At 69.2% G+C, this 25,250-nt stretch carries 25 protein-coding genes; 13 read left to right on the plus strand and 12 right to left on the minus strand.

The features are described from left to right. The first annotated feature begins 64 nt into the window (after window positions 1-64). On the plus strand, window positions 65-769 hold the full coding sequence (locus tag AC2YHJ_RS06355) for an SDR family oxidoreductase (RefSeq protein ID WP_487394738.1): 705 nt from the start codon (window positions 65-67) through the stop codon (window positions 767-769). A 72-nt stretch (window positions 770-841) separates the two neighbouring features. Here AC2YHJ_RS06355 and AC2YHJ_RS06360 read toward each other — a convergent pair whose 3' ends face one another. From AC2YHJ_RS06360 to AC2YHJ_RS06370, 3 genes are all read right to left on the minus strand, one after another. Then, the gene (locus AC2YHJ_RS06360) at window positions 842-1,645 is read right to left on the minus strand and encodes a DUF169 domain-containing protein (protein WP_487394739.1); all 804 of its coding nucleotides are present in this window, start codon (window positions 1,643-1,645) and stop codon (window positions 842-844) included. 122 nt (window positions 1,646-1,767) lie between these two features. Next, entirely contained in the window at window positions 1,768-2,580 is an 813-nt protein-coding gene (locus tag AC2YHJ_RS06365; protein ID WP_487394741.1) for a DUF6065 family protein, read from the minus strand. Window positions 2,581-2,650: 70 nt separating this feature from the next. Then, on the minus strand, window positions 2,651-3,175 hold the full coding sequence (locus AC2YHJ_RS06370; protein ID WP_487394742.1) for a hypothetical protein: 525 nt from the start codon (window positions 3,173-3,175) through the stop codon (window positions 2,651-2,653). A gap of 253 nt (window positions 3,176-3,428) precedes the next feature. Between AC2YHJ_RS06370 and AC2YHJ_RS06375 the strand changes: the two genes are divergently transcribed. Together AC2YHJ_RS06375 and AC2YHJ_RS06380 are read left to right on the plus strand one after the other, a co-directional pair. Further along, window positions 3,429-3,590: a hypothetical protein gene (locus AC2YHJ_RS06375; protein WP_487394744.1), complete on the plus strand. Its 162-nt coding sequence runs from the start codon at window positions 3,429-3,431 to the stop codon at window positions 3,588-3,590. Window positions 3,591-3,772: 182 nt separating this feature from the next. Beyond that, window positions 3,773-5,602 carry a BTAD domain-containing putative transcriptional regulator gene (locus AC2YHJ_RS06380; protein WP_487394745.1) on the plus strand — a complete coding sequence of 610 codons (1,830 nt, stop codon included), beginning with the start codon at window positions 3,773-3,775 and terminating at the stop codon, window positions 5,600-5,602. Window positions 5,603-5,727: 125 nt separating this feature from the next. Here AC2YHJ_RS06380 and AC2YHJ_RS06385 read toward each other — a convergent pair whose 3' ends face one another. The 5 genes from AC2YHJ_RS06385 to AC2YHJ_RS06405 are packed head-to-tail and all read right to left on the minus strand — an operon-like array spanning window position 5,728 to window position 10,755. Next, window positions 5,728-6,567, minus strand: coding sequence for an alpha/beta hydrolase (locus AC2YHJ_RS06385; RefSeq protein WP_487394746.1), 840 nt, complete (start codon window positions 6,565-6,567; stop codon window positions 5,728-5,730). Further along, on the minus strand, window positions 6,564-7,535 hold the full coding sequence (locus tag AC2YHJ_RS06390) for a D-2-hydroxyacid dehydrogenase family protein (protein WP_487394747.1): 972 nt from the start codon (window positions 7,533-7,535) through the stop codon (window positions 6,564-6,566). The genes AC2YHJ_RS06385 and AC2YHJ_RS06390 overlap by 4 nt, the downstream gene beginning before the upstream one ends. A gap of 25 nt (window positions 7,536-7,560) precedes the next feature. Then, window positions 7,561-9,405, minus strand: coding sequence for a heavy metal translocating P-type ATPase (locus tag AC2YHJ_RS06395; RefSeq protein WP_487394748.1), 1,845 nt, complete (start codon window positions 9,403-9,405; stop codon window positions 7,561-7,563). After that, window positions 9,402-9,848, minus strand: coding sequence for an acyl-CoA thioesterase (locus AC2YHJ_RS06400; protein ID WP_487394749.1), 447 nt, complete (start codon window positions 9,846-9,848; stop codon window positions 9,402-9,404). The genes AC2YHJ_RS06395 and AC2YHJ_RS06400 overlap by 4 nt, the downstream gene beginning before the upstream one ends. A gap of 1 nt (window position 9,849) precedes the next feature. Then, window positions 9,850-10,755 carry an ABC transporter substrate-binding protein gene (locus AC2YHJ_RS06405; RefSeq protein WP_487394751.1) on the minus strand — a complete coding sequence of 302 codons (906 nt, stop codon included), beginning with the start codon at window positions 10,753-10,755 and terminating at the stop codon, window positions 9,850-9,852. A 233-nt stretch (window positions 10,756-10,988) separates the two neighbouring features. Here AC2YHJ_RS06405 and minC point away from each other — a divergent pair, with 233 nt between their 5' ends. The 3 genes from minC to minE are packed head-to-tail and all read left to right on the plus strand — an operon-like array spanning window position 10,989 to window position 12,906. After that, complete coding sequence (gene minC / locus AC2YHJ_RS06410; protein ID WP_487394752.1) at window positions 10,989-11,759, plus strand: septum site-determining protein MinC; 771 nt, start codon at window positions 10,989-10,991, stop codon at window positions 11,757-11,759. Between the two features lie 38 nt (window positions 11,760-11,797). Further along, complete coding sequence (minD, locus tag AC2YHJ_RS06415) at window positions 11,798-12,616, plus strand: septum site-determining protein MinD (RefSeq protein ID WP_487394753.1); 819 nt, start codon at window positions 11,798-11,800, stop codon at window positions 12,614-12,616. Continuing rightward, window positions 12,616-12,906, plus strand: coding sequence for a cell division topological specificity factor MinE (minE, locus tag AC2YHJ_RS06420; protein ID WP_487394755.1), 291 nt, complete (start codon window positions 12,616-12,618; stop codon window positions 12,904-12,906). The genes minD and minE overlap by 1 nt, the downstream gene beginning before the upstream one ends. Window positions 12,907-12,921: 15 nt before the next feature. Here the strand turns inward: minE and AC2YHJ_RS06425 are convergent, their stop codons facing one another. Next, window positions 12,922-13,827, minus strand: a complete 906-nt coding sequence (locus AC2YHJ_RS06425; protein WP_487394756.1) for an ABC transporter substrate-binding protein — start codon at window positions 13,825-13,827, stop codon at window positions 12,922-12,924. 95 nt (window positions 13,828-13,922) lie between these two features. Between AC2YHJ_RS06425 and AC2YHJ_RS06430 the strand changes: the two genes are divergently transcribed. Genes AC2YHJ_RS06430 through AC2YHJ_RS06450 form a run of 5 tightly spaced genes read left to right on the plus strand, consistent with a single transcriptional unit; the run spans window position 13,923 to window position 19,277 of the window. Next, complete coding sequence (locus AC2YHJ_RS06430; RefSeq protein WP_487394757.1) at window positions 13,923-15,530, plus strand: gamma-glutamyltransferase family protein; 1,608 nt, start codon at window positions 13,923-13,925, stop codon at window positions 15,528-15,530. 42 nt (window positions 15,531-15,572) lie between these two features. After that, window positions 15,573-16,490, plus strand: coding sequence for an ABC transporter permease (locus AC2YHJ_RS06435; protein ID WP_487394759.1), 918 nt, complete (start codon window positions 15,573-15,575; stop codon window positions 16,488-16,490). Window positions 16,491-16,501: 11 nt separating this feature from the next. After that, on the plus strand, window positions 16,502-17,353 hold the full coding sequence (locus AC2YHJ_RS06440) for an ABC transporter permease (protein ID WP_487394760.1): 852 nt from the start codon (window positions 16,502-16,504) through the stop codon (window positions 17,351-17,353). Continuing rightward, window positions 17,350-18,327 carry an ABC transporter ATP-binding protein gene (locus AC2YHJ_RS06445; protein WP_487394761.1) on the plus strand — a complete coding sequence of 326 codons (978 nt, stop codon included), beginning with the start codon at window positions 17,350-17,352 and terminating at the stop codon, window positions 18,325-18,327. Before AC2YHJ_RS06440 ends, AC2YHJ_RS06445 begins: the two co-directional genes overlap by 4 nt. Then, window positions 18,324-19,277, plus strand: a complete 954-nt coding sequence (locus AC2YHJ_RS06450; RefSeq protein WP_487394762.1) for an ABC transporter ATP-binding protein — start codon at window positions 18,324-18,326, stop codon at window positions 19,275-19,277. The genes AC2YHJ_RS06445 and AC2YHJ_RS06450 overlap by 4 nt, the downstream gene beginning before the upstream one ends. 4 nt (window positions 19,278-19,281) lie before the next feature. Here AC2YHJ_RS06450 and AC2YHJ_RS06455 read toward each other — a convergent pair whose 3' ends face one another. After that, window positions 19,282-20,829, minus strand: coding sequence for an ABC transporter substrate-binding protein (locus AC2YHJ_RS06455; RefSeq protein WP_487394763.1), 1,548 nt, complete (start codon window positions 20,827-20,829; stop codon window positions 19,282-19,284). Window positions 20,830-20,958: 129 nt separating this feature from the next. Here AC2YHJ_RS06455 and pobA point away from each other — a divergent pair, with 129 nt between their 5' ends. Continuing rightward, entirely contained in the window at window positions 20,959-22,125 is a 1,167-nt protein-coding gene (pobA, locus tag AC2YHJ_RS06460; RefSeq protein WP_487394764.1) for a 4-hydroxybenzoate 3-monooxygenase, read from the plus strand. Here the strand turns inward: pobA and AC2YHJ_RS06465 are convergent. Continuing rightward, the gene (locus tag AC2YHJ_RS06465; protein ID WP_487394765.1) at window positions 22,113-23,090 is read right to left on the minus strand and encodes a Gfo/Idh/MocA family oxidoreductase; all 978 of its coding nucleotides are present in this window, start codon (window positions 23,088-23,090) and stop codon (window positions 22,113-22,115) included. The genes pobA and AC2YHJ_RS06465 overlap by 13 nt on opposite strands. 85 nt (window positions 23,091-23,175) lie before the next feature. On the opposite strand from AC2YHJ_RS06465, the gene AC2YHJ_RS06470 reads away from it, so the two are divergent. Then, window positions 23,176-23,970 (plus strand): enoyl-CoA hydratase/isomerase family protein, encoded by a 795-nt coding sequence (locus tag AC2YHJ_RS06470; RefSeq protein ID WP_487394766.1) that lies wholly within the window; start codon window positions 23,176-23,178, stop codon window positions 23,968-23,970. Here the strand turns inward: AC2YHJ_RS06470 and AC2YHJ_RS06475 are convergent, their stop codons facing one another. Next, window positions 23,971-25,167, minus strand: a complete 1,197-nt coding sequence (locus AC2YHJ_RS06475) for an MFS transporter (protein ID WP_487394767.1) — start codon at window positions 25,165-25,167, stop codon at window positions 23,971-23,973. Window positions 25,168-25,250: the final 83 nt, after the last annotated feature.

Here is a 25,250-nt window from a genome sequence, read left to right on the forward strand (position 1 = left end):
ACGACCGGCGCCCGCCGCTTGTCATGCGGCGGGCGCCCATCATCGTCACGGGGGAAGCAGGAACATGGCGGCAGCGAAGGTGGCGCTCGTTACGGCGGGCGGCAGCGGGATGGGCGCGGATGCGGCGCGACGGCTTGCGGCCGATGGGTTCGAGGTCGCGATCCTGTCCTCCTCCGGGAAGGGGGAGGCATTGGCGGCCGAGCTCGGCGGCATCGGCGTGACCGGGTCCAACCAGTCGAATGACGATCTGCGCCGGCTGGTGGATGGCGCCATGGCGCGCTGGGGCCGGATCGACGTGCTGGTGAACAGCGCGGGGCATGGGCCGCGCGGGCCAGTCCTCGACCTGACGGATGAGGATTGGCATCGCGGCCTCGATGTCTACCTGATGAACGTGATCCGCCCGACGCGGCTGGTGGCACCCGTGATGGTCGCGCAGAAGGGCGGGGCGATCATCAACATCTCGACTTTCGCGGCCTTCGAACCGGATCCGGCCTTCCCGACATCGGGCGTGTTCCGCGCGGGGCTCGCGGCCTATGCCAAGCTGTTCGCCGACAAATACGCAGCGGACAACGTTCGCATGAACAACGTGCTGCCCGGTTTCATCGACAGCCTGCCGGTGCGGCAGGAGCGCATCCCGAGCATCCCGATGGGCCGCTATGGCCGCAGCGAGGAGATCGCCGCGACCGTCGCCTTTCTCGCTTCGCCCGGTGCCGGCTACATCACCGGCCAGAACCTCCGCGTCGACGGCGGCATCACCCGTTCGGTCTGAAGTTCCCGCGGTCCAGGGGGCCGTTGCCCCCTGGCGGGGTGAGGTTCGGAGAGGGGCGGCGCCCCTCTCCGATCAGGTCTTGCCGGCGTAGGACTTGGCCATCCCTTCGCCGGGATCCGCCTGCGGCCCATACGGCATGATCGGATAACGCAGCCCCGCCTTCGACAGCCCCAACAGCCCTTCGACGGCCGTCGCGAGATCCGCCGGCGGCAGCGCCATCAGCATCTCATCGTCGGACACGCCACCATAGCGCCGTTCGGCGTAGCAGGGGATGGACAGAGACGGCGCGCGGTCGCGCAGCGCCTTGCCCCAGGAATCTGCGCAGGCGCTTTCCCCCGTCACGGAGAAGTCGAAGCGCTTGTAGGACTTCCACTGGAGCCCGTTGATGAACAGGATCATCTGCGCGGGGTTCGCGTAGAACAGGCAGATGTCGGGCGGATCGAGCCGCGCGCTGCGCAGCGGCGAGACGACCAGGCCCGAATAGCGCGGCGGAACGCGCGGCATCTCCGCCTGGTGCTTCTTCGCTGCCTCGCGATTCTCGAACCACACGCCCTCGAACTTGCGGCCCGACAGATAGAGTTCGGACGGCTCGTTCAGCCCGATCACGCCGCCGCAATTGGAGAAGCCGGGCACGTTGGCGGTGGTGATGCCCATGGTGAAGCCGGCGATCCGCGCCTGCGTGACCAACTGGCAGGTGGAGAAGGTCTTGCCTTCCGGCGGCCGGCGCAGCCCCGGGACCTTGGCCATCTCCTCGGCGTCGGCGAACAGCTTCATGCCAATGGGGAAGGTGCGCAGGCGCAACAGCTCGGTCAGCTGGCGCGCGAGTTCGGCAACGTGCTTCGCGTCGAGCGCCGGCGCTTCGGCGACATCATTCATGGTCGTTCCTCCTGACTGCCGCGATGATGCGCGCTTGGGCGCCGCTGGCAAGGACCGCCGGGGTGCTCGTCCGCACAGCGATCAAAGCCGCGGGGCCGCGTGGGCCGGCGGCATCGGTGTGGTCAGGAGTTCGAGATGTCGTCCCGCGCCGCGGCCATCGCCGCGAAGGGGCAGCCGGCGCCACGGCGCTGGCGCCGCACCTCGGCGGCGTAGTGGCCCGGCTTGTGCTCCTCGGCGCTCGCGGGGATCACCACGCTCTCGCGATAGGCATTCCACTCCGCATCACCCCACTGGGTGAATGCGTCGGTGGTGGTCGAGGCGTTCATCACCGCATCGGCATAGGCGAATTGCGGGATGGGCTGCACCTGCAGGATCGGGCGGAGCTGGTTGATCTCGACCGGCGTATCCGTGCGGGTCATGCGGATGTTGGTGAAGAGCGGGCCGAACCACTTGTCGAACTCGACGACGCCCTCGAACTGTTCGTAGTGCGGGGAGTGCGGCAGGTTCGCCGGGGCGCGCGACAGCAGCGACCAACCGGGCGCGGTGCGCACGAACAGGCCGGTCCACATCTGCACGACGCCGGGTTCCGGCAGGCCGGTCAGGAAGGGTGGGGAGAAGCCGCGGATGTCCTCCGGCACCTCCTCGTCGAAGCGGGCGCGGAAATGCGGGTATTGCACCGCGCCAAGGCCGAGCGGCATCCATTCTTGCTCGAGCTCCTCGCAGGTCCAGAGGATCTCGTGCCCGTCCCACATCAGGGAGAAGTCCAGCGGAGCGGTGATGTGCCAGCCGAAGCCGGAGGCGCTGGTCACCGCGTCGCAATAGCGGTAGGCGCGCGTTGGTAAGCCGCCGAGGGCCGAACGGTCGGCGCGTTCCGGTGCCGGGATCCCGGGGATCAGGCGGTGGAAAGCGACGATCGGGGTGCGGTCCTGGGACATGCGGCGGCCTTGGTTGTGCCCCTACTTGAACAGGGGCGGGGGCTCCCTGGCGAGCCCCCCCCCTCTGGGATCAGGCGCGGCGCACGCCAGCGCCGATGCGGACGGTGCCCTTGTCGGCGACGGAGGCCTTCGGGGCGCGCACGCCGGCCCCGATGCGGACAGCGCCCTTGTCGGCGATGGACGCCTTCGGAGCGCGCACGCCGGCGCCGATGCGGACGGCGCCCGTGTCAGCGACGGAGGCCTTCGGGGCGCGGACGCCAGCGCCGATGCGGACAGCGCCCTTGTCAGCGATGGATGCCTTCGGAGCGCGCACGCCGGCGCCGATGCGGACAGCGCCCTTGTCGGCGATGGATGCCTTCGGAGCGCGCACGCCGGCGCCGATGCGGACGACGCCCGTGTCAGCGACGGAGGCCTTCGGGGCGCGGACGCCAGCGCCAATGCGGACAGCGCCCTTATCGGCGATGGACGCCTTCGGGGTACGGACGCCGGCGCCGATGCGGACGGCGCCCATGTCAGCGACGGAGGCCTTCGGGGTACGGACGCCGGCGCCGATGCGAACCTTGCCAGAGTCGAGGATCTTGGAAGTGGTCGCCATGATGAGATCTCCAGGTTCGTGCGAGCCACTCCGGCTCGACCAGACCTCATCAACTTGGCGTTGATTTACAGTGAGAGCAAGTAAACATTCCTACTTGAAAGGTTTTTTCTTCTATGTAGACTAAGGAATAGGAAAGTGGTCAGGTCACTTTCGCGATTTGTTGTTTAAAGGCCTTGACCATGACTCAGTCGAACGGGAATTTCATGCGACTCTAACGTGGTTCACGCGCAATTAACGGTAGTAGATGCAACCCATGAGCGATTTTCTCGTCATGCTCTTTGCGGTAGTGGATAGCGCCACCGGCGCCCGCGATCGTTGCATCGATGCTGCGTCGGCCATTGTCCTCTCCTTGATGCCCGCCGCGTCTGGATCATGGCGGTTGGTGGAAGCTCCTCAGCACGTTAAGGCAGCGTGATCATGTCCGACCTCGTCGCCCGATCCAGCAAGGACAGCAGACCTTCCAACGCACCGGACTTGTCGGATGTGCCCTTGGTCACGCCCCCGGCGATTCGGATTCGCATCACCATGCTGGGCCGCATGGATGTGCGCGCGGTCACAGGCGAACCGCTCCTGCCCCGCTCGCGCAAAACGCGAGGCGTGCTCGCTGTGCTCGCGCTCGAGGCGCCGAATGTCGTCTCCCGTCAACGCCTCGCCGACCTGCTCTGGAGCCGGCGGGGAGAGGAACAGGCCCGCGGCTCCCTCCGCCAGGCGCTCCATGAGCTGCAGGAGGCGCTCGGCCCCGATGGCCGCGGCCTGATCGTCGCGACGCGCGAGACTGTGGCGCTTAATGACGAGGCTGTCTGGACCGACGCCCGCGCTCTGCCGGGGCGAGCGCGCGAGCGGGTGGAGGCGCTGAACCTGCTTCAGGCGGAACTCCTGTCCGATCTCGATGGGTTGGACGTCGCCTTCGACGCCTGGCTCGGTGAACAGCGCCGCCGCCTGCGCGACCTTTCGCTTGAAGCCGCGACCGCGCGCCTTGCCGCGGCCACCACGGCCGAGGCCCGTGCGGAGGAGGCGCGCCGCGTGCTTGCGATCGACCCGGCGCAGGAACCGGTCTGGCGCATCCGGCTCCGCGCCGAGGCCGAGCGCGGCGACCTCGGCGGCGCCCTCGCCGCCTGGGATGAGTGCCGTCGCGTCTTCGCGGAGCGCTTCCGCAGCGCGCCGTCGCCCGAAACCGCCGCTCTGGCCGAGTCGCTGCGCGGTGAGGTCGTGGTCCAGCAGCCGCAGCCGGTCCGCCGGACCACGCTGCGGGGTGCGCGGCTCGGCGTGCTGCCGTTCAAGGTGTTGGGCGACGAGACGGAATCGGAGGTTTCGCTCGGCCTCGCGGGGGAAATCACGGCGGCGCTGTCGCGCTTCCGCTGGCTGGTCCTGGTCGATTCGGCCTCGGTCGCGGCGGCGGAGCGGCAAGACCGGCTGGACGGCGTACTCGACCTCGACTTCACCCTGTCGGGGACGGTGCAGCGCGCCGCCGGCCGGGTGCGCGTGACGCTGCGCCTGACCGACCATCGCCCGCCGGAGGCGGTGGTCTGGGCCGAACGCTTCGACCGTCCAGCGGGCGACCTCCTCGCCCTGCAGGATGAGATCGCCGCCGAGGTCGTCGCCCGCGTCGACCCTGAGATCCTGCTGATCGAGGCGAACCGTGCCGCCGCGCGGCACTCAATCATGCCGACGGCTTATGACCTGCTGCTGCGTGCCATCCCGGCGATCTACCGGCTGGACCGCGAATCCTACGAACTGGCCGGAAGCCTGCTGACGGAGGCGACAAGGCTCGAACCCGACTATGCGCCGGCTTTCGCCTGGCACGCCTACTGGCACCTGTTCCTGGTCGGGCAGGGCTGGGCGCCGGCTGGCGACGAGGTGCTGGCACGGAGCGAGGAACTTGCCTCACGCGCCGTGGCGCTCGACCCGTCGGACGCGCAGGCGTTGGCCATCCTGGGGCATGTGCGCGCCTTCCTGCATCATCGCGTGGCCGAAGCCGTCTCGCTCTATACGCGGGCCGTGGCGCTCAACCCGAACCTTCCCATGGCCTGGGTCTTCTATGCGTTGACCCTGTCCTATCGCGGCGAGCACGCCGAAGCGCTGCGGCACTGGGAGCGCTACAAGAGCCTTGCCCCGTTTCACCCGCACGCCTTCTTCTTCGATTCCGCGCGGCTCGTGCCGCTGCTGCTGCTGCATCGGCATGAGGAGGTGGACAATGCCGCCCGGCAGGTCACCTCGCTGCATTCGGGCTTCACCTTCCCCTACAAGATCTGGCTCTCCGCCTTGGGCCATCTGGGCCGGAAGAAGGATGCCGACGAGGTGCGGGCACGGCTGACCACGATGGAGCCGGATTTCGACCTGATCAAGGCGCGCGAGCGCGCACCGTTCCAGCCGGCCGTAGATCTCGACCACTATGTCGAGGGCCTGCGCAGGGCGGGGCTGGATTAGAGGCGTTCCCGTTCGCCTTGGCTCACGGGAACGCCTCTAGCCTTTCGGTTTCGCGGGCATCTTCACCCGATCCGGTGATTCCACCTGGTCGGGATCTGCTCCAGGCCGGCCCCGCGGCGCGCCGCTCACCGCAACAGTTCGGCCGCCGCGCGCGTCAGCGCGCCATCCACGTTCCATAGCGCTTCCAGCACCCGGAAATGGTCGGCGCCCGGAAGCGGGATCAGGGGCCCGGGCGCCTGCGCCTCCGCACGGATACGGTGGAAGACGCGCGACTGCCGGCGCAGCTCCGGCAGTTCCGCCCCGCCATAGGCGACGGCGATCGGCTTCTGCACCACTGGCCTGCGGATCGGCGACAGGTCGGCGACCTCCTGTTCCGTCAGGTGCAGCTTCTCGTCGAGAAAGGTATCGCGGATCGGGCCGAGTTCGAAGACGCCCGACATGGCGAGCGCCGCCGTCACTGCCGGATGTTCCGCCGCCAGCGCCGCGAGATGCCCGCCCGCCGACCATCCCGACACCACGATCGGCCCCGCGATGCCATGCGTCGCTCCCTCGGCGGCGAGCCAGTCGAGCGCCCGGCTGACCTGCCACGCGATCGTCGTCAGCGAGGCGTCCGATGCGAGAGTGTAGCCGGGCAGCGCCGCCGACCAGCCCATTGCGAGCGCGCCCTGCGCGAGGATCGCGAAATCCTCGCGCCGGTTGCGCTGCCAATATCCGCCATGGATGAAGACCAGGCAGGGCGCGCCAGCGTCGGCGCCGGGGAACAGGTCCCATTTCTCGCGCTCGGCATCGCCATAGGGCAGGTCGAGATGCCCCGCATGGGCCGCGCGGAACGCCGCCGAGGCCGCATTGCGCGCGGCGATCTGCCGCGCGCTGTCGGCCACCATGTCGGTGTTGTTGTAGGCGTCGTCGCGCTCCTTCTGCGACCAGTACCGCCAGCCCTCGGCGAAGGCGTAGGGCGTGCTCACGGCTTGATCACACGCACCGGCGCGCCGGCGTTGAAGGCGGCGATCGCCTCGACCGTTCCTTCGTAGTAGGCACGGTAGTTCTGCTGCGTGACGTAGCCGAGATGCGGCGTCAGCACCGTGTTCGGCGCCGACAGGATCGGATGGTCCTTCGACAGCGGCTCGATGTCGTAGACGTCGATGCCGGCGCCCGCGATGGTGCCGGCCTTCAGTGCGGCGATCAGCGCATCCTGGTCGATCAGCGGCCCACGGCTGGTGTTCACGATGTAGGCCGTCCGCTTCATCTGCGCGAGATCGCCGGCACCGATGATGCCGCGCGACCGATCCGACAGGATCAGATGCAGCGTCACCACATCGGCGGTGGATAGCAGCGTCGCCTTGTCCACGCGGGTGACGCCAACCTCGGCCGCACGTTCGTCGGTCAGGTTCTGGCTCCAGGCGATGACCTTCATGCCGAGCGCGAGCCCAACCTTCGCCGCCCGGGCGCCGAGCTTGCCGAGGCCGATGACGCCGAGCGTACGCCCTTCCGTGCCCCAGCCCACCGAGGTCTGCCACTGTCCCGCGCGCAGCGCCGCCTGCTGCGCCGGCAGGTCGCGCATCAGGTTCAGGATCAGGCCCCAGGTGATGTCGGTGGTCGGGTCGCCGAAGGACCCCGTGCCGCAGAAGACGATGCCCTTGTCGGCGCAGGCCGCCGCGTCGATCGACCGGTTGCGCGCCGCCGTGGTGATCAACAGGCGCAGGTTGGGCAGTCGTTCGATCAGCGCGCGGGGGAAGGGCGTGCGCTCGCGCATCGCGAGGATGGCGTCGAAGGGGGCGAGGCGTTGCGCCAGCGCGTCGCGATCGGTGATCGTGTCGCGGAACACGGTGATCTCGATGCCGGGGAGCTTGTCCCAGGGGCCCATGGACACAGCGACACCCTGGTAGTCGTCGAGGATGGCAAGGCGCTTCAGCGGCGCGGTGGGCCCGGTCATGCGGACGTCTCCTGTTGATGGGTCGCTAGATCGCGCCGTCGGGCCGTTCCTGCAAGGCGCGCAGCGCATTGAGGATGACAGCGATGTCGATTGCCTCCTGCAGCAGCGCACCCTGCACGGGCGTCAGCAGACCAAAGGCGGCCGCAACCATGCCGGCGGCGGAGAGGCCGATGCCGACGACGACACTCTCCCGCGCGATGCGCAGCGTTCGACGGGCGATGCGCATCGCGCGCGCCAACCTGTCCAAACGGTCCACCAGCACGACGGCATCGGCGGCCTGGCTGCTTGCGGTGGCGCCGCGCGCACCCATCGCCACGCCGATCGTGGCCGCGGCGAGGGCAGGGGCGTCGTTGACGCCATCACCCACCATCATCACCGGGCCGGCGCGGCATTCGTCCTGCACCACTTCGACCTTGCCTTGCGGCGTGCGCTCGGCGGCCACGGCATCGAGGTGAAGCGCGTGGGCCACCGCATGCGCCGGGGCCTCGGCATCACCGGAGAGCAGCACGACCCGGCCAATCCCCGCCCGGCGCATCTCGTCCAGCATGGCCGTTGCGTCGGGGCGGATCGGGTCCTCGAAGACCAGGATGCCCGCCGGGGCGCCGTCGACGGCGACATGAACCAAGGCGGCGCCGGGCGGCTGCGGGGTGGGCGGGTCGGGTACGCGTCCGCCGATCGCGTCCGTCACGAAGGCGGCGCTCCCGACCACGACCTTGTGGCGTTCGATCATGCCGGCGACGCCCTCACCTGGCGCTTCCCGCACGGCATAGGGTGTTCCGAGTTCTACGCCATGCGCCACTGCTGCCTCGACCAGCGATTCGGCGAACACGTGGCGCGACGCCTGTTCCAGCGACGCGGCGAGGCGCAGCAGCTCCTCCTCCGTGATACCGTGTCCGGGAAGGATGGCGGCGAGCCGGGCGCGACCCACCGTCAGCGTGCCGGTCTTGTCGAGCAGCAAGGTCTTCGCGCTGGCCATGGCTTCCAGCGCGCCGCCGCTCTTGATCAGCACGCCGGCGCCCGCGGCGCGCGAAAGGCCTGCGATGATGGCGACCGGCACGGCGAGGATGAGCGGGCACGGGGTCGCGACAACCATCACCGCGAGCGCACGCACCGGATCGCCCGTCACGAGCCAGGCGCCGCCGGCCAGCAGCAAGGTGAAGGCAAGGAACCAAAGCGACCACCGATCCGCGAGGCGGGCCATCGGAGCCTTGCTGGCCTGCGCGGACTCAACCAGCCGGACGATGCCGGCGTAGGTGCTTTCCGCGGCTGGCCGTGTGGCGATCAGGTCGAAGGCTTCGCCCGCATTCACGCTGCCCGACATTGCTGCGCCGTTGCGCGCGACGCGCGTGGGCAAGGGTTCGCCAGTCAGCGCGGAGACGTCCAGCACCGCGGCCTGCGCGGCGATGCTGCCGTCCACAGGCAATATGGCCCCGCGCGCGATGAGCAACCGGTCACCGGGCAGGATGGCTTCGAGAGGAACCTCCTCCAGACCATTCGGCCCGTGGCGCACTGCGCTGCGCGGAACGCGGGAGAGCAGCGCCGTCATTTCCCGCCGGGCCTGCTGGCGCGCCCGTGTCTCGAGATACTCGCCGCCGGCATACATCAGGGCGACAACCACGGCGGCCAGCGCTTCGCCCAGGGCCAGCGCGCCGGCCATGGACATCGCTGCGATCAGGTCGAGGCCGAACTCGCCACGCCGGAAGCCGTTCCACAGGTCGCGCAGCAAGGCGACGAGCACGGGTGCCGCGCCGAGGACGAAGGCCCAATTCGCCGGACCGTATCCGAACAGCACGGGCAACAGCCCGGCGACCAACCCCGTCGCCGCGATGACGAGCAGGATGAGGCGGCGCCATCTATCCCAAAGGATCATGCCGTGTCCGGCAGGGTGATCCCCGCCAGCGCGCGGCGCAGCACATCCGGCAGCGGCGTGGTCTGCTTCTGCGTCGCGCGGTCCACATAGACATGGACGAAGTGGCCCTCGGCGGAAGCAGTGTCCTCCTCGCCGCGGAAGATGCCGATCTCGTAGCGGACCGAGGTATTGCCCGCGCGGCCGCAGCGCAGAGCGGCGGTGATCGTGTCGGGGAAGGCGATGGGCGCGAAGTAGCGGCACTGGGTTTCCACCACCAGGCCGATTACCGGCGCGGTCGGGATGTGCAGGAAGCCGCAGTCGATCAGGAAGCGCGCCACCACCGTGTCGAACCACGAATAGTAGGTGACGTTGTTCACATGGCCGTAGACGTCATTGTCCATCCAGCGCGTCGGGATGGGCAGGAAGAAGCGGTAGTCGGCGCGGGTGCCGCGGTCGGTCGCCATCTCAGCCCCGCAGCGCGTGGGTGACGATGGCCTCGTCCACGCAGGCTTCGAAGGTCGGTGCGCCCTTCAGGATGCCGGCGGTGCTCATCGCACCGCGCAATTGCTCGAAGGCTTCGCGTGGAAAATGCGGCGTTGGCGACCACAGATGCAGCGCCTGGTAGCGCGCCAGTGCGGCGGTCAGCGCATCGCGCGGGATGTCGCGGAACAGCGGTGCGATGGTCGCCGCGATCTCCTCCGGCGGTGCCTCAGCGATCCAGGCGAGGGCGATGGCCATGGCACGGATCATCGCCTCGAATTCGATGCGGCGCTCCGCGATGCGCGCCTCGGTGGCGTAGAAGGCGGTATAGGCGGATGGCCCGCGATCGGCCGCGCGATGCCAGACCGCCGCGCCTTTCGCCTCGGCCAGTGCCGCATGCGGTTCGAAAACCTGCGCGACATCGAGGCTGCCATCGAGCACTGCGGCGATGTTCTCCGCCATGCTGCGGTCGGTCACGCGATGGAGCCCATCCGGGTCGATCCCGGCCCGCCGCAAATCATCCTGCAGGCACCACCACGGGGTCGGTACTTCACTGACCGACCCGAAGCGCAGCCGCGGCAGGTCGGCCAGCGTGAAGCGGGGATTCGGCCCGCGGCCGACCAGGAGGAAGGGATCCTTCATCACCACCGCGCAGAAGGATCGCAACGGGCAGGACGGGTCGCGGTCGCGCAGCATCATCGGCCGCATCGGGCCCGACCAAGCGATGTCCGCTGCGCCGGACAGCAGGTTCTCCGCCGCCTTGGTCGGGTCCCCAGCGGTGGCACGAACCACATCCAGCCCCTGGGCGGCGAACATCCCGCGCGCCTCGGCGACGTAGAAAGGCGCGTAGAAGACAGCCCGGAAGGGCTCGTTCAGCGTAATGGGGCGCATCGAATGGCTCCGCGAGATGCATGCATCCTGCGAGATGCGTCACCCGCTCGCCAGCCCCGCCGATTCGCCCCTGGCGTCGGTTGCGAACTTCGCGCCATAACCTGTTGCCCGGACAGGGGAGTGGGAACGCGCTCTTCGCCGGGACAACCCCACACGCTATATCTGGTGTCTGTCGGGGCCTTCGGACACAATCCGTATGGTTCCGGCCATCAGACGAACTTCTCGGGAGCCTCATGTCCGCCGCGCCTCGGCCCGAAACGTCGCCCCGACTGGAACCGTTCCGCCTGCGCGGTGCGAACTTCAACCTGCTCGTCCTCCGCCTGCTCGATCCGCGCCCGGAAGCAGTGGTGCCCGCGATCGGCGACCAGTTCCGCCGCGCGCCGGGCTTCCTGCGCTTCGCGCCCATCGTGCTCGGGCTCGGCGATCTGGAGGTGGCGGCGAATGAGGTGGATTTCGCCGGGCTGATCGAGGGTCTGCGCGAATTGCAGATCGTGCCGATCGGCACCACGGGCGGCACCCCGGAACTGCGCAACGCCGCCATGGCCTTTGGCCTGCCCCCGATCCGCAGCGTCGGCGGTAAGGAGACCGAAGAGCCTGTGCCCGCACCGGTCGCCACGGCGCCCGCGGAGCCGCTGGCACCGCCGCCTCCGCCCCCGCCAGCGCCTGGCACCGCGCGCCCGACGATGATCCATGATCAGCCGGTGCGCGCCGGCCAGCGCATCTGGGCGCAGGGCGGCGACCTGATCGTCACCTCCACCGTGAATGCGGGGGGAGAGGTGATCGCGGATGGCAACATCCACGTCTATGGCGCGCTGCGCGGCCGGGCCATCGCCGGCGGCGGCAACAATGCGGAGGCGCGCGTCTTCGCACAGAATTTTGACCCCGAGCTCATCTCCATCGCCGGCTACTACGCCGTGCGCGATGGGCTGGCCGGGGCGCCGATCGGCAAGGCGGTGCAGGTGCGGCTGACGGGGGAGCGCATGCGCTTCGACCCAATCGGCTGAACGCAGCGTCGCAGGGGAATTACGAGGAGGCAGGGGACATGGCACAGGTCGTCGTCGTCACATCGGGCAAGGGGGGCGTGGGCAAGACCACATCGTCCGCCGCCTTCGCCACGGGCCTCGCGCAGCGGGGCAAGAAGACCGTCGTCATCGATTTCGACGTCGGTCTGCGCAACCTCGACCTCATCATGGGGGTCGAACGGCGGGTGGTGTTCGACATCGTCAACGTCATCAGCGGCGAGGCGCGACTGAACCAGGCGCTGATCCGCGACAAGCGCGTCGATACGCTGTCCATCCTTCCGGCCAGCCAGACGCGGGACAAGGACGCGCTGACCAAGGACGGCGTGCAGAAGATCATCGAGGAACTGTCGAAGGATTTCGACTACATCCTCTGCGACAGCCCGGCCGGCATCGAGAGGGGCGCGCTGCTCGCGCTGTACTTCGCCGACCAGGCGGTCGTCGTCACCAATCCGGAAGTGTCGTCAGTGCGCGACAGCGACCGGATCCTCGGCGTGCTGCAGTCGCGTTCCAAGCGTGCGGAGGAAAAGCGCGATCCGGTGAAGGAGCATCTGCTCGTCACCCGCTTCGACCCGGCCCGCGTCGAACGCGGCGAGATGCTGAAGCTCGAGGACATCCAGGAAATCCTGTCGATCCCGCTGCTCGGTGTCATTCCGGAAAGCGAGAGCGTGCTGAAGGCGTCCAACACCGGCACGCCGGTGATCATGGATGCCGAGAGCATGGCCGGTCAGGCCTATGCTGACGCCGTCGCCCGTTTCCTCGGCGAGGAAAGGCCGCACCGCTTCATCGAGGCGGAGAAGAAGGGCCTGTTCAAGCGCCTGTTCGGCGGGAGGGCCGCATAATGAGCTGGCTCGATTACTTCCGCGGCCGCCGCCAGGAACAGCCGGCGAGCGCCTCCGCGGCCAAGGAGCGGCTGCAGATCGTCCTCGCGCATGAACGCATCGGCCGCACGCGCGAAGACTTCCTGCCGAAGCTGCAGCAGGAACTGGTCGCGGTCGTCGCGCGCTATGTCGCGATCGACCCGGGCAAGGTGAACGTCAATCTCGACCGGGGCGGGGACATGTCCACCCTGGCGATCGAGATCGAACTGCCCGCGCCCGCTGCGATGCGGATGGCGGCGCAGGCGCGCTGACGCGACAGGCCGCTCTCAGGCGAGGGCGGCCTCCGTCACATCCTCCGCCACCAGCCCGGCATAGCCGGGCGAGCGGGTGATGGCGCCGGCCGACAGCATGGCCGCTTCCAGCCGCGCGAGGGCCTCGGGCGGGAAGCGGGGCGTCGTCGTCCAGACGCCGAGATCGCGATATCGAGCAATGGCGCGCGATGCCGCGGTGGGATCGAGGTCATCGAAGAACGGCGCGATGCTCGCCAGGATCTCCAGCGGCGGGGCCTTGGCGAACCAGGCGAGCGTGACCGCCAGCCCCCGGACCATCGCCTCGAAGACCGGGCGCTTCGCGGAGATCACGTCCGTGCGCGCGTAGAAGGCGGTGTAGGAGGTCGGGCCGCGGCTCGCCTGCGCATGCCAGGCATCGCCGGTACCGGCGATCTCCATGGCGCTCGCGATCGGTTCGAAGACCTGCGCGACGTCGAGCGTGCCGGCCGCGACGGCCGCCGCATTCTCTGCCATGGTTCGGTCGGTCACGCGTTTCACGCGATTGGGTTCGAGGCCCGCGCGGCGGATATCGTCCTGGAGGGTCCACCATGGCGTCGGCACCTCGCTGACCGTGCCGAGCGTCATCGATGCGAGGTCTGCCAGTCGGAAGCCGCGCTTCGGCTGCCGCCCGACCAGGAAGAACGGATCGCCCATCACCACCGCGCCGAACAGCCGCAGCGGACAGTCCGGGTCCTTGTCATGGGCCAGCAGCAGCCGCATCGGTCCGCCCCAGGCGAGATCCGCCGTGCCGTCCAGCACGCTGTCCTTCGCCAGCGGCGGCGCCGCACCGGGCAGCAACTGCACCTCCACTCCCTGCGCCGCATAGTCCCCACGCGCCAGCGCCGCGTAGAAGGGCGCGTAGAACAAGGCACGGAAGGGTTCCTGCAGCGTCACAACAGGCATCGCGGTCTCCGGGGCTGGCGGTCTGTGGAGGGTGGCGTAACCTGCCCGACGCGCCAACCGCAGGCGCATCCGTGACACCGGGAGGGGGCCGATCCATGGCGTATGAGGGCATCCGGGCGCATCGCCCGCTGATCATGGGCCGCCGCGGCGCGGTCGCCACGAACCATCCGGTCGCCACGGCGGCGGGGATGGATGTGCTGCGCGCGGGTGGCTCGGCAGCGGACGCGGCGGTCGCGGTGTCGCTGACGCTCGGCGTGGTGGAACCCCACATGTCCGGCCTCGGCGGCGACGGCTTCTACCATCACTGGTCGGCGAGGACAGGCCGCGCCGAGACCTTCGCCGGCACCGGCCAGGCACCCGCGGCGGCGACCGTCGCGCGCTATCGCGCGGCCGGCGGCATCCCCATCGATGGGCCGCTATCGGTGCAGACGCCGGGCAAGGTAGCGGGTTTGGCCGCGCTGCATGCCGCGCATGGCGCCAAGACCTGGGGCGCGCTGTTCGGCCCGGCCGTGGAGGCAGCGCGCGACGGCTTCGCTACGACCCATGCACTGCGCCACTTCTGCGGCGAGAACCGCAGACGCATCGGCGCCGACCCGACCAGCAGCGCGATCTTCCTTCCTGGCGGCGCGCCGCTGACGGTCGGTGCGCTGGTGACCCAGCCAGCGCTGGCCGCGACTTTGCAACGCCTCGCGGCGGAAGGGCCGGAGGATTTCTACCGCGGTGCGCTGGCGCGCGACATCGCCGCCGACATGGCAACGATCGGCGCGCTGGTCGCCGGTGGGGACCTCGCCGCGGTGCAACCGCTGCTGGCGCCGCCCATCTCCACCGCCTGGCGCGGCTTCGAGGTCCGCCAGACGCCGCAGCCCTCGATGGGCTTCGCCATGCTCCAGATGCTGCGCATCATCGAGGGCTTCGACCTCGAAGGCATGGGTTGGGGCAGCGCGGCGCTGCTGCACCTGATGATCGAGGCGAAGAAGCGCACCTTCCTGGACCGCGAAACGGAAGCGGGCCGTGACCAGCCCGATTTCGGCGGGTTGCTGTCGGATGCGCGCGCGGCAGCCCATGCGGCGGCGATCGGGGAGCGCGCCGCATCGCTGCCAGTGCGCGCGATGGCAGAAGCCGACACGACGTATTTCTGCGTCGTCGATGCGGAAGGCAATGCCGTCTCCGCCATCCAGTCGATCAACGGCGCCTTCGGTTCCGGCGTGACAGGGCCGCGCACCGGCATCCTGCTGAACAATCGCATGACCTACTGGCACCTGGAGGAGGGCCACGCGAATGCGTTGGCACCTGGCCGGCGCGTGCGCCACACCATGAACGCGCCGATGGCGATGAAGGATGGCAAGCCCTGGCTGATCTTCGGCACGCCGGGCGCGGACAACCAGGTGCAGGTGAATTTCCAGGTGATGGTGTCCTGCGCCGTCTTCGGCATGGACCCGCAGCAGGCGCTGGAGGCGCCACGCTGGACATCATCCCAGCCCGGCCAGGAATCGAACTACCCGCATGGCGGGGAGGATGTGCTGACCATCGAGCGCGGCTTCGGCGAAGCCGCCATCGCCGGGCTTCGCGAGCGCGGGCATCAGGTGAAGGTGGTTGGCGACCTTGAAGGTGCCTGCAGCGTCGAGGCGATCCGCGTGCTCGACAACGGCGTGCGTATGGCCGGGTCCGATCCGCGCCGGGACGGCTGGGCCGCGGCGTATTGATCTTGCGGCGGTGCATCCCGGCCGCTTAGGCTCGCGGCCGGGATGCTTCGCTTCTTTCTCCGCCGCTTCGCGGTCGCGGTGCTCGTCGCGCTGACGGTGCTCACGCTCGCCTTCCTGCTGACCCGGGTGTCGGGCGACCTTGCCATCTCCATCGCCGGGCCGAACGCGACCGCTGAGGATGTCGAGACGATCCGTCGCGTCTATGGGCTGAACAGGCCACTCTACGTCCAGTATTTCGACTGGCTCGGCCGCGCCGTGCAGGGCGATTTCGGCGAGAGCTACTTCTTCCGTGATCGCGTCGCCAATCTCATTGCCGCGCGGATGCCGGTGACGATCACGCTCGGCCTTGTCGGGCTGGCCATCGCCCTCGTCGTGTCGCTGCCGCTCGGCATCCTCGCCGCCGTGAGGGAAGGGTCCTGGGTCGATCGCGCGGTGGGGCTGGTGGCGATGATCGGGCAGGCCATGCCCTCCTTCTGGCTCGGCCTGGTGCTGATGATCGTCTTCGGTCTGCAGCTCGGCTGGCTGCCGATCTCCGGCTTGGATACCTGGGATGGCTTCGTGCTGCCGGGGGTGGTGCTGGCCTTTTCGGCGATCCCGTCGCTGACGCGGCTGACGCGGTCCGGCATGATCGAGGCGCTGGCCTCCGACTACATCCGTACGGCGCGGGCCAAGGGCCTCACGCGGCTGTCGATCCTGGTCAAGCACGGCTTCCGCAACGCGGCGATCCCGGTGGTATCCATCGCGGCGGTGCAGCTCGGCTTCATGCTTGGCGGGTCGGTGGTGATCGAGACAGTCTTCGCCCTGCACGGCGTCGGCTTCCTGGCCTGGGAGAGCATCAGCAAGAACGACTTCCCTGTGGTGCAGGCGGTCGTTCTGGTGCTGGCGATCATCTATATCGGGCTGACGCTGCTGGCGGACCTGCTCAATGCCGTGCTCGACCCGCGGCTGCGCACGGCATGAGCGCGGCGGTGATGCCCACGTCGCGCGGCGCGAAGCTGCTGCGGAATCCCGGCTTCGTGATCGGCGCGGCAATCGTCGGGCTCGCCGCGGTGATCGCGATCATCGCGCCCTGGATCGTGCCCTACGATCCCTTCGTCATCGACCTCGATCGGCGGCTGGTGCCGCCATCCTTCATGGAAGGCGGTGACCCTCGGAATTTCCTCGGCACCGACCAGCTGGGGCGGGACTATTTCTCGCGGCTGATCTACGGCACGCGCATCTCGATGGTGATCGGGGTGCTGACCGTCATCACCTCGGGGCTGATCGGCATCACCATGGGGGTGCTGGGCGGCTTCTATGGCGGGAAGGTCGATGACGCGGTGGTCTTCGCCATCACCACCCGGCTGTCGATCCCGGCAGTGCTGGTCGCACTTGCCGTCGCGGCACTTCGCGGCAGTTCCTTCATCCTGGTCGTGCTGGTGCTGGGATTGCTGCTGTGGGACCGCTTCGCGGTGGTGGCGCGATCCACCACCATGCAGATCCGCAACCTCGACTACGTCTCCGCCGCCTGGTGCGCCGGCGCGTCGCGCTGGTGGGTGCTGACACGGGAAGTACTGCCGAACATCGCCACGCACCTGGCCGTGGTCGCCACGCTCGAGATGGCGCTGGCGATCCTGCTGGAAGCGGCGCTGTCCTTCCTCGGTCTCGGCGTGCCGCCGCCGCTGCCCTCCTGGGGGCTGATGATCAGCGAGGCCAAGGAGTACATGTTCTTCAGCCCCTGGGTGATCATGATCCCCGGCGCGGCCCTGTTCGTGCTGGTGCTGGGGGTGAATTTCCTGGGTGATGCGCTGCGCGACATGATGGGCACGGATCTGTCGCGATGACCGCATTGCTGGAAGTGCGCGACCTGCGCGTGACGATCGGCAGCACGGCCGCCGTGCGCGGCGCCTCCATCGCCGTGAACAAGGGCGAGACGCATTGCCTGGTCGGCGAGTCCGGCTGCGGCAAGTCGATCAGCGCGCTGTCGGTGATGGGCCTGCTGCCGCGTGGATCGAAGCGCGAGACGACGGCGCTGCGCTTCGCCGGGGAGGAGATCGGCACCTACGGCGAGCGCCAGATGGAACGCCTGCGTGGCGACCGCATGGCGATGATCTTCCAGGAACCGATGACCAGCCTGAATCCTGCCTATACCGTGGGTTCGCAGATGACCGAGGTGCTGCGCCGCCATCGCGGCACGCCGCGCGCCCAGGCGGTGGATCGCGCGGCGGAACTGCTCGCGCGCGTCGGCATCACCGCGCCGGGGCTGCGGCTCGGGCAGTTTCCGCATCAATTGTCGGGTGGGCTGCGCCAGCGCGTGATGATCGCGATGGCACTGATGTGCGACCCGGAACTGCTGATCGCGGATGAGCCGACCACAGCACTCGACGTCACAGTGCAGGCGCAGATCCTGCGGTTGCTGGCTGGGCTGCAGAAGGATCTCGGCCTCGGCATCCTGCTCATCACCCATGACCTGGGCATCGTCGCGCGCGTCGCGGACCGTGTTTCGGTGATGTATGCGGGGGAGGTGGTGGAGAGCGCGCCCACCGCATCGTTGTTCGCGGCACCCGAGCACCCCTATACGCGCGGCCTGCTGTCCTGCGTGCCGGTGCCGGGGAAGGTGAGGCGTGGCGAACCACTCGGCAGCATCTCCGGCGTCGTGCCGCGCATCGGTCCGGGTTTTGTTGGCTGCGGCTTCCGCGACCGCTGCACGCAGGCGCAGCCGGCCTGCTCCGGAACTGTACCGCGACAGGCCGTGTCGGCCGGGCATGAACTGCTCTGCACCCTGCCGCCGGGTTGGGACGGGAAGGCAGCCGCATGAGCGGCGCGGCGGCGATCGAGGTCCGCGGCCTGCGGCGAGAATTCCGTGTCCGCCAAGGTGTCTTCGCGCCACCGAAGCATGTGATCGCTGTCGATGATGTGTCCTTCGCCGTGCCGGCCGGCAGCGTGCTGGGTGTGGTGGGCGAAAGCGGCTGCGGCAAGTCCACGCTGGCCCGGCTGATCCTCGGCCTGCTGGAACCGACCGCGGGCGATGTGCTGGTCGACGGGCAGCGCCTGTCCAGCATGGACCGGCGCGCGCGCGCGCGACTGATCCAACCCGTGTTCCAGGACCCCTTCGCCTCCCTGAACCCGAAGCGCCGGATCAGCGACATCGTGGCGATGCCCTTGATCGCCCAGGGCGACATCGCCCGCGCGGAGATCGGCCGCCGCGTGGCGGAGGCGCTGGAGCGCGTCGGCCTGTCGCGCGACCAGGGGCTGCGCTTCCCGGCGCAACTGTCCGGCGGGCAGCGCCAGCGCGTGGCCATCGCCCGCGCCCTGGTGCTGCGACCGCGCATCGTGGTGTGTGATGAACCGACTTCGGCGCTCGATGTCAGCGTGCAGGCACAGATCCTGAACCTGCTCGCCGAACTGCGGCGCGACCTTGGTCTGACCTACCTGTTCATCAGCCACAACCTCGCGGTGGTCGAGCACATCGCGAGCGAGGTGGCGGTGATGTATCTCGGGCGCATCGTCGAGCGGGCGGAAGGTGAGCGGCTGTTTGCGAGGCCACGCCATCCCTATACGCGCGCGCTGCTGGCCTCGGTGCTGACGCCGGAACCGGGCCTCGGCGTGCCTGACGTCGGGCTCGGCGACATCATGCCGGACCCGGCGAATATCCCGCCCGGTTGCCGCTTCCACCCACGCTGCCCGGTCGCCATCGCGAAGTGTTCGACTGAAGCGCCGAGACCCGCGACGGACGCCGCGGGCCTCGTGGAATGTCATCTGGCCTGACGCATCACTTCCACTTGGCGAGGTAGAAGCGCGGCAACTCATCCGGGAAGGTCGGGAATTCGAGCTGCTTCTGGAAGCCGAAGGTGCTGACATAGGTGTGCAGCGGGCACCAATAGGCCTGCTCGGTCGCCCGGCGGATCGCGGCGTTATAGGCGGCGGTGCGGACAGCCTCGTCGGCGGTGTTCCCGCCTTCCTCGACCAGGCGGGTCATCTCCGGGTCGCGCGCATAGTCGTGGGCGCCGCCGTTGAAGTAGTTCGGCATGATCGCCGAGACGTCGTTGATTGAATACGAGCCCCAGGAGCCCATCTCCATCGCGAGTTCACCGCGCTGCGACCGCTGGATCTGCGCCGCCACCTGCATCAGGTTCAGTCGGGCGCGGATGCCCACCGCCTGCAGGTAGTTCTGCACCGCCTCCGACCATTGGCGCGGCTGAACGTAGGAGGTCAGCTCGATGTCGAAGCCGTTCGGGAAGCCGGCTTCGGCCAGCAGCGCGCGCGCCTTGGCCGGATCGTAGTTGTAGGGAACCGCGGCATCCACGTTGCAGCCGAACTGCGATGGGAAGCATGGCGCGGCCGGCACGCGTGAACCACCGCCGATCAGCCGCTCGGCGATAGCGATGCGGTCGATGGCGTGCCAGACCGCCTGGCGTACCTTCTGCTTCGTCATCGGATTGTCCGCCCCGCTGCGCCCCGCCGCATCGAGGTTGAGGAAGCCGACCCGCATCGATTCCTGCCGCGTCGATTGTAGGTAGGGCAGGCGGTTCACATTGGCGACCTGGTCCGGGTTCATGTTCCAGATCCAGTCCACCCGCTGGCCGAGCAGTTCGGTCAGTTCCGTCGCCGCGTCGCCGATATAGCGCGCGACGAGCTTCTGGATCGCCGGCCGCCCCTTGGGCCCACCTGCGTAGTAGTCGTTGAAGCGTTCGAACTCGACGCCTGTCGCGACATCGACCTTGGTGAAGCGATACGGCCCGGTGCCGATGGGCATGCGCGAGAAGCCCTCGGCGCCCAGCCGTTCGCGCGTCGCCTTCGGCCAGATTGGCATCACCAGCGCGAGATACTCGAGTGCAGCCGGCGTCGGCCGCTTCATGGTCAGCCGAACGGTGTTCTCGCCAGTCTTCTCCGCGCCCTCGATCCAGGTGTAGTTCGATGGCGTCGCGACGCGCGTATTGGGGTCGGCCACCGTGTTGATGGTGTAGACCACGTCATCGGCACCGAAGGCGCTGCCGTCATGGAACTTCACGTTCTGGCGCAGCGTGAAGTCGAGCGTCTTGCTGTCCACCCAGCGCCATTCGGTGGCGAGCGCGGGCACGATCCGGAAGGTCTCCGGATCCCGGTGCGTCAGCCCGTCCATCGCCTGGTGGCCGATGATCAGCCCGGTGCGCTGGCTGTTGAAATAGGGGTCAACATTCGGCACGGCATCGCGGAAGGCGATCCGAAGGGTGTTGGCGCTGCGCTGCGCCTCGGCCGGGCGTGGGGCGAGCCATGGCAATGCCAGACCCCCCGTGGCCGCCGCGATGCCCTGTCCCAGCCTGCGTCGCCCGATCGTCATGGCTCATGTCTCCCTTGCCTTGCCCGGAGCCTAGGGAATGGAGGACCCGCCGGGCAAGCCTGACGGCATCCTGGCGCTTGCGCAGCCGGCCGAGGCATCGCCAAATCCATGCCAAGGGAGACTGAACGCATGCGCACACAGGTCGGGATCATCGGTGCCGGTCCGGCCGGGCTTTTGCTCGCGCAGATGCTGCACCAACGCGGCATCGACGCTGTGGTGCTGGAGGCACGGTCCCGCGCGCATGTCGAAAGCCGCGTCCGTGCCGGGCTGCTGGAACAGGGATCGGTCGAGACGCTGGACGAGGCGGGCGTCGCCGAGCGCCTGCACCGGGAAGGACTGGAGCATCACGGTCTGCAACTGCGCTTCGGCGGCCAGGGCCATCGCGTGGACCTCTCTGGCCTGACCGGCGGCAAGGTGGTGACGATCTACGGCCAGCAGGAAGCGGTAAAGGACATGATCGCGATCCGCCTCGCCGCCGGCCTGCCGCTGCATTTCGAAGTGGAGGCGGTCGCGGTACACGACATCGCGGCGACCCGGCCGCGCATCACCTGGCGGCAGGACGGCCAGGACCGCGTGCTTGATTGCGACGTGATCGCCGGCTGTGATGGCTTTCACGGCATCTGCCGGCCATCGATCCCCGCCGATGCGCTCACGGTCTTCGACCGCATCTATCCCTTCGCTTGGCTCGGCATCCTCTCACAATCGCGGCCGATGTCGGAGGAACTGATCTATGCCCGCCACGCCGATGGCTTCGCGCTGGCGACGATGCGCAGCCACAGCATCAGCCGCCTCTACCTGCAATGCGCGCCGGATGAGGATCTCTCGGCGTGGTCCGACGACCGCATCTGGTCAGCGCTGCGCAGGCGCCTTGGCGACGGGCTGGAGGAAGGCCCGATCCTGCAGAAGGGCGTGACCGCCATGCGATCCTTCGTCACCGAGCCGATGCGCCATGGCCGCTTGTTCCTCGCCGGCGATGCCGCGCATATCGTGCCGCCGACCGGAGCGAAGGGGATGAACCTCGCGATTGCGGATGTGCGCGTGCTGGTGCGCGCGCTGGAAGCCTTCTTCGCCGGAAGGGGGGAGGCACTGATGGACAGCTACTCCGCCACCTGCCTCGATCGCGTGTGGAAGGTGCAGCGCTTCTCCTGGTGGATGACGCAGCTGCTGCACCGCTACGACGATCACGACGCCTTCGAGGAGCGCGTCCGCATCGCGGAACTCGACTACCTCGCGGGCTCCACGGCGGCGCTGACGACGCTCGCCGAGAACTATGTCGGGCTGCCCTACGCCGATTGAGCGAGGATCGCCTCGACCACCTGCTGCACCTCCAACGCCTCGCGCAGCGTCGCGAGGTGATGCTTTTCCCCGCGCGTCATCGCCGCGACGCCGTCGAGCTGGCGCTTCAGCACCATCGGGCGCATGCGTTCGTTCGGCAGCGCATCCGGCGCGGCGGCCCAGATGCCATCGGCCCCGCGCCGTTCGGCGAAGGACCAGTCGCGCAGGCGGATCGCCCCGGCGGACCCTTCCAGCACCCACGCATTGTGATCGTCGGCGAGGGTGGTGCCGACGCCGCCCGACAGGGTGGTGAGCACGCCGCCGGCGGTCATCCGCGCGGCGATCGCGGTCTCCGATCGGCCTGCGGAGGCGAAGGTCGCCCGTGCCGCTTCCAGCGCCAGTGGCCCAAGCTGCCGGCGGGTGAGGAACAGGAAGTGAGACACCACTTCCCGCGTGAAGCCACCCTGCTGCGGCTTGTCGAGCCAGGTGTGAGCGTCACGCTGCCAGGAACGCGGCCAGGCGGCGAAGGCGGTGGTGATGGACAATTCGCGCGGCGCGCCGACCGCGCCTTCCGCGCGCCATGCCGCGAGCTGCGCGACAGCGGGGGAGGAGGCCATCGGGAAATTCACCGCACCGCGCGCGCCCGCGGCCTCGGCGGCGTCCACGAAGGCCTGTGCTTCGGCGGGATCGACCGCCAGCGGTTTCTCCAGGAACGCGGCCTTGCCGGCAGCGAAGGCTGCCTTCGCGTGTGCCAGGTGGAATGCGGGCGGGGAGGCGACATAGAGACAGTCGCAGGCAGCGATCACCGCTTCCGGCGAGGCGAGCATCGGCACGCCCGGCACGGCGGCCGCGAGCCGTCCCACAGCGTCCGGCGCAGGGTCCCATGCGCCCACCAGCCGCACCTGGTCGTGCCCGGCCGCGAAGCGCGCGAGCCGTTCCCCCATGATGCCAAAGCCGATGATGCCGAGGCCGATCCGTTCCGCCATGAGTCCTTCCTTCCGCGTCGGGGCGACCATATCGCCGGTTGCGCGGCCGGGGTCTATCCTCAAGGCCGGAATGACGGAGGGACGCATGTCCGAGACACCCGTGCTGCTGACGCGCGAAGGCCCCGTGGCACGGCTGACGCTGAACCGCCCGCAGAGACGCAACGCGATGAACAACGCGATGGGGGAGGCGCTGGACGCCGCTCTCGATGCGCTGGCGGCCGACAGCGAGGCGCGTGTCGTCATCCTCTCCGGCGCCGGAGGGCATTTCTGCGCCGGCCTCGACCTCAGCGAGGTCGGTGCCAGCGGTGCGACGGATGCGGAGCGGCTGGCGGCGCAGCAAGCGCGCAACCACCGCACCGGGCAACGTTTCGTGCGGCTGTCGAACCTGCCGCAGGTGGTGATCGCGGCGGTGCAGGGTGCGGCGCATGCGGGTGGGCTCGGCTGGGTCTGTTCGGCGGATTTCGCGATCGCCACGGCCGATGCGCGCTTCTGCGCGCCGGAAGTGCGGCGCGGTTTGGTGCCGGCGCAGATCCTGCCCTGGCTGGTGCGGCGCATGGGCCGCAGTGCCGCGATGCGCATGACCTTGCGGGGCGATGTGATCGATGCGGCGGAGGCCGGGCGGCTCGGCCTGGTGCATCAGGTGGTGGCTGATGCAGCGGGGCTGGAGGCGACGGTGGACGCCATCGTCGCCGACATCCGCCAGGGCGCGCCGATGGCACTTGCCGAAACCAAGAAGCTGATCGCAGTACTCGGGCCGCTTTCACCGGAGGGCTACGCCGAAGCCGGCGCGCAGGCTTTCGCGAATTGCGCTGCGGGGCCGGAGGCGAAGGAAGGCATCGCCGCCTTCCAGGAAAAGCGCGCGCCGCGCTGGACCGCCTGATCAGCGGCGCAGCGAGATCCCGACAAGGGCCGCGACGACGGCGAGTTGCCCGGCCACCAGCAGCATCGGCAGCACCCAGCCGCCCGACAGCGTGACCAGCAGCGAGAAGGCCGAAGGCCCGGCGACGTAGCCAAGGAAGATGAACAGCGTGCTGCCCGAGGTGACGTCGCCGACCCGGTCCGGCGGCGAGACGCGGGCGACCTCGGCCAGCGAGATGCCGTTCCAGGATGCGCCGACGAAGCCCGCCAGCCCGCACAGCAGCATCAGTGCCGCGACTGGCGCGCTGGCCGGCAGCACTGCCAACGCGGCGACCGACGCGGCCGCGACGAAGGCCTGCACCACGAGGTTGCGCGTCGCGTTGCCCGTGCGATCGGCGATCCAGCCGAGCAGGATGCGCGCCACCACGCCCGCCACCTGCATCACCGCGAAGGTGCTGCCGGCTTGCACCAACCCCATGCCGCGGGTTTCCACCAGCCAGGTGACGGTGAAGGAAAACAGGCAGCCCTGGCACAGCGCGAAGGCGACCGACAACGCGACCAGCTTCGGCAGCAGCGGATCGATCTTCAGCGCCGCGATGGGTGCCGCGATGCTGTGCGGTGACAGCACGTCGCGCGGCCCGATCCGCCGCGCCGGGTCGCGTTCCGCATCCAGCGCGCCGCGCAGCGGCTGGATTGCCAGCGCAGCCAGCACGGCGGTCACGACAGCGACCAGCAGCGCCACGGGCCATCCTGCCGAGGCCGCGATCGGCGCCGAGATCAGCCCCGCCATGGCGCCGCCCAGCGGCGCGCCCGCCTGCTTGACCGAAAAGATCAGCGTGCGGTGTTCCTTCGGCGCCGTCGCCGCCAGGATGCGACTGCCCGCGGGCGGGGAGGGGCCATAGCCGACCCCCAGCAGCAGCGAGGCCAGCCCGAGTGCTGCCACCGTCCCGAAGCCCGCCGTCAGCAGCGCCGCCGCGCAGATCACTGCGCCTGCCTGCAATGTGCGCACCGGCCCCAGTCGCGCGAGGAATGGCCCGCCCAGCAGCAGGAACAGCACCGTCCCGAAGGCGACGAGGGAGGAGAAGTTGCCGACGCGTTCGGGCGCCAACCCGGCGCTCGCCGTGATCAGCGGGGCGACCACGGGCAGGCTCTGCGTCATGAAGGAGGCGACTGACTGCATCAGCAGCGTCGCGCCGAGAGCCGCGATCCAAGGCGCCATGGGTGCCAGCCTATGCGCGCGGCGCGCGGCCGTTAAGCCCACCCATGGCTTGCCTTCCCCCCCCGAGCGCCTAAGCATCGCGC

Source organism: Roseomonas sp. SRI_022, assembly GCF_057586215.1.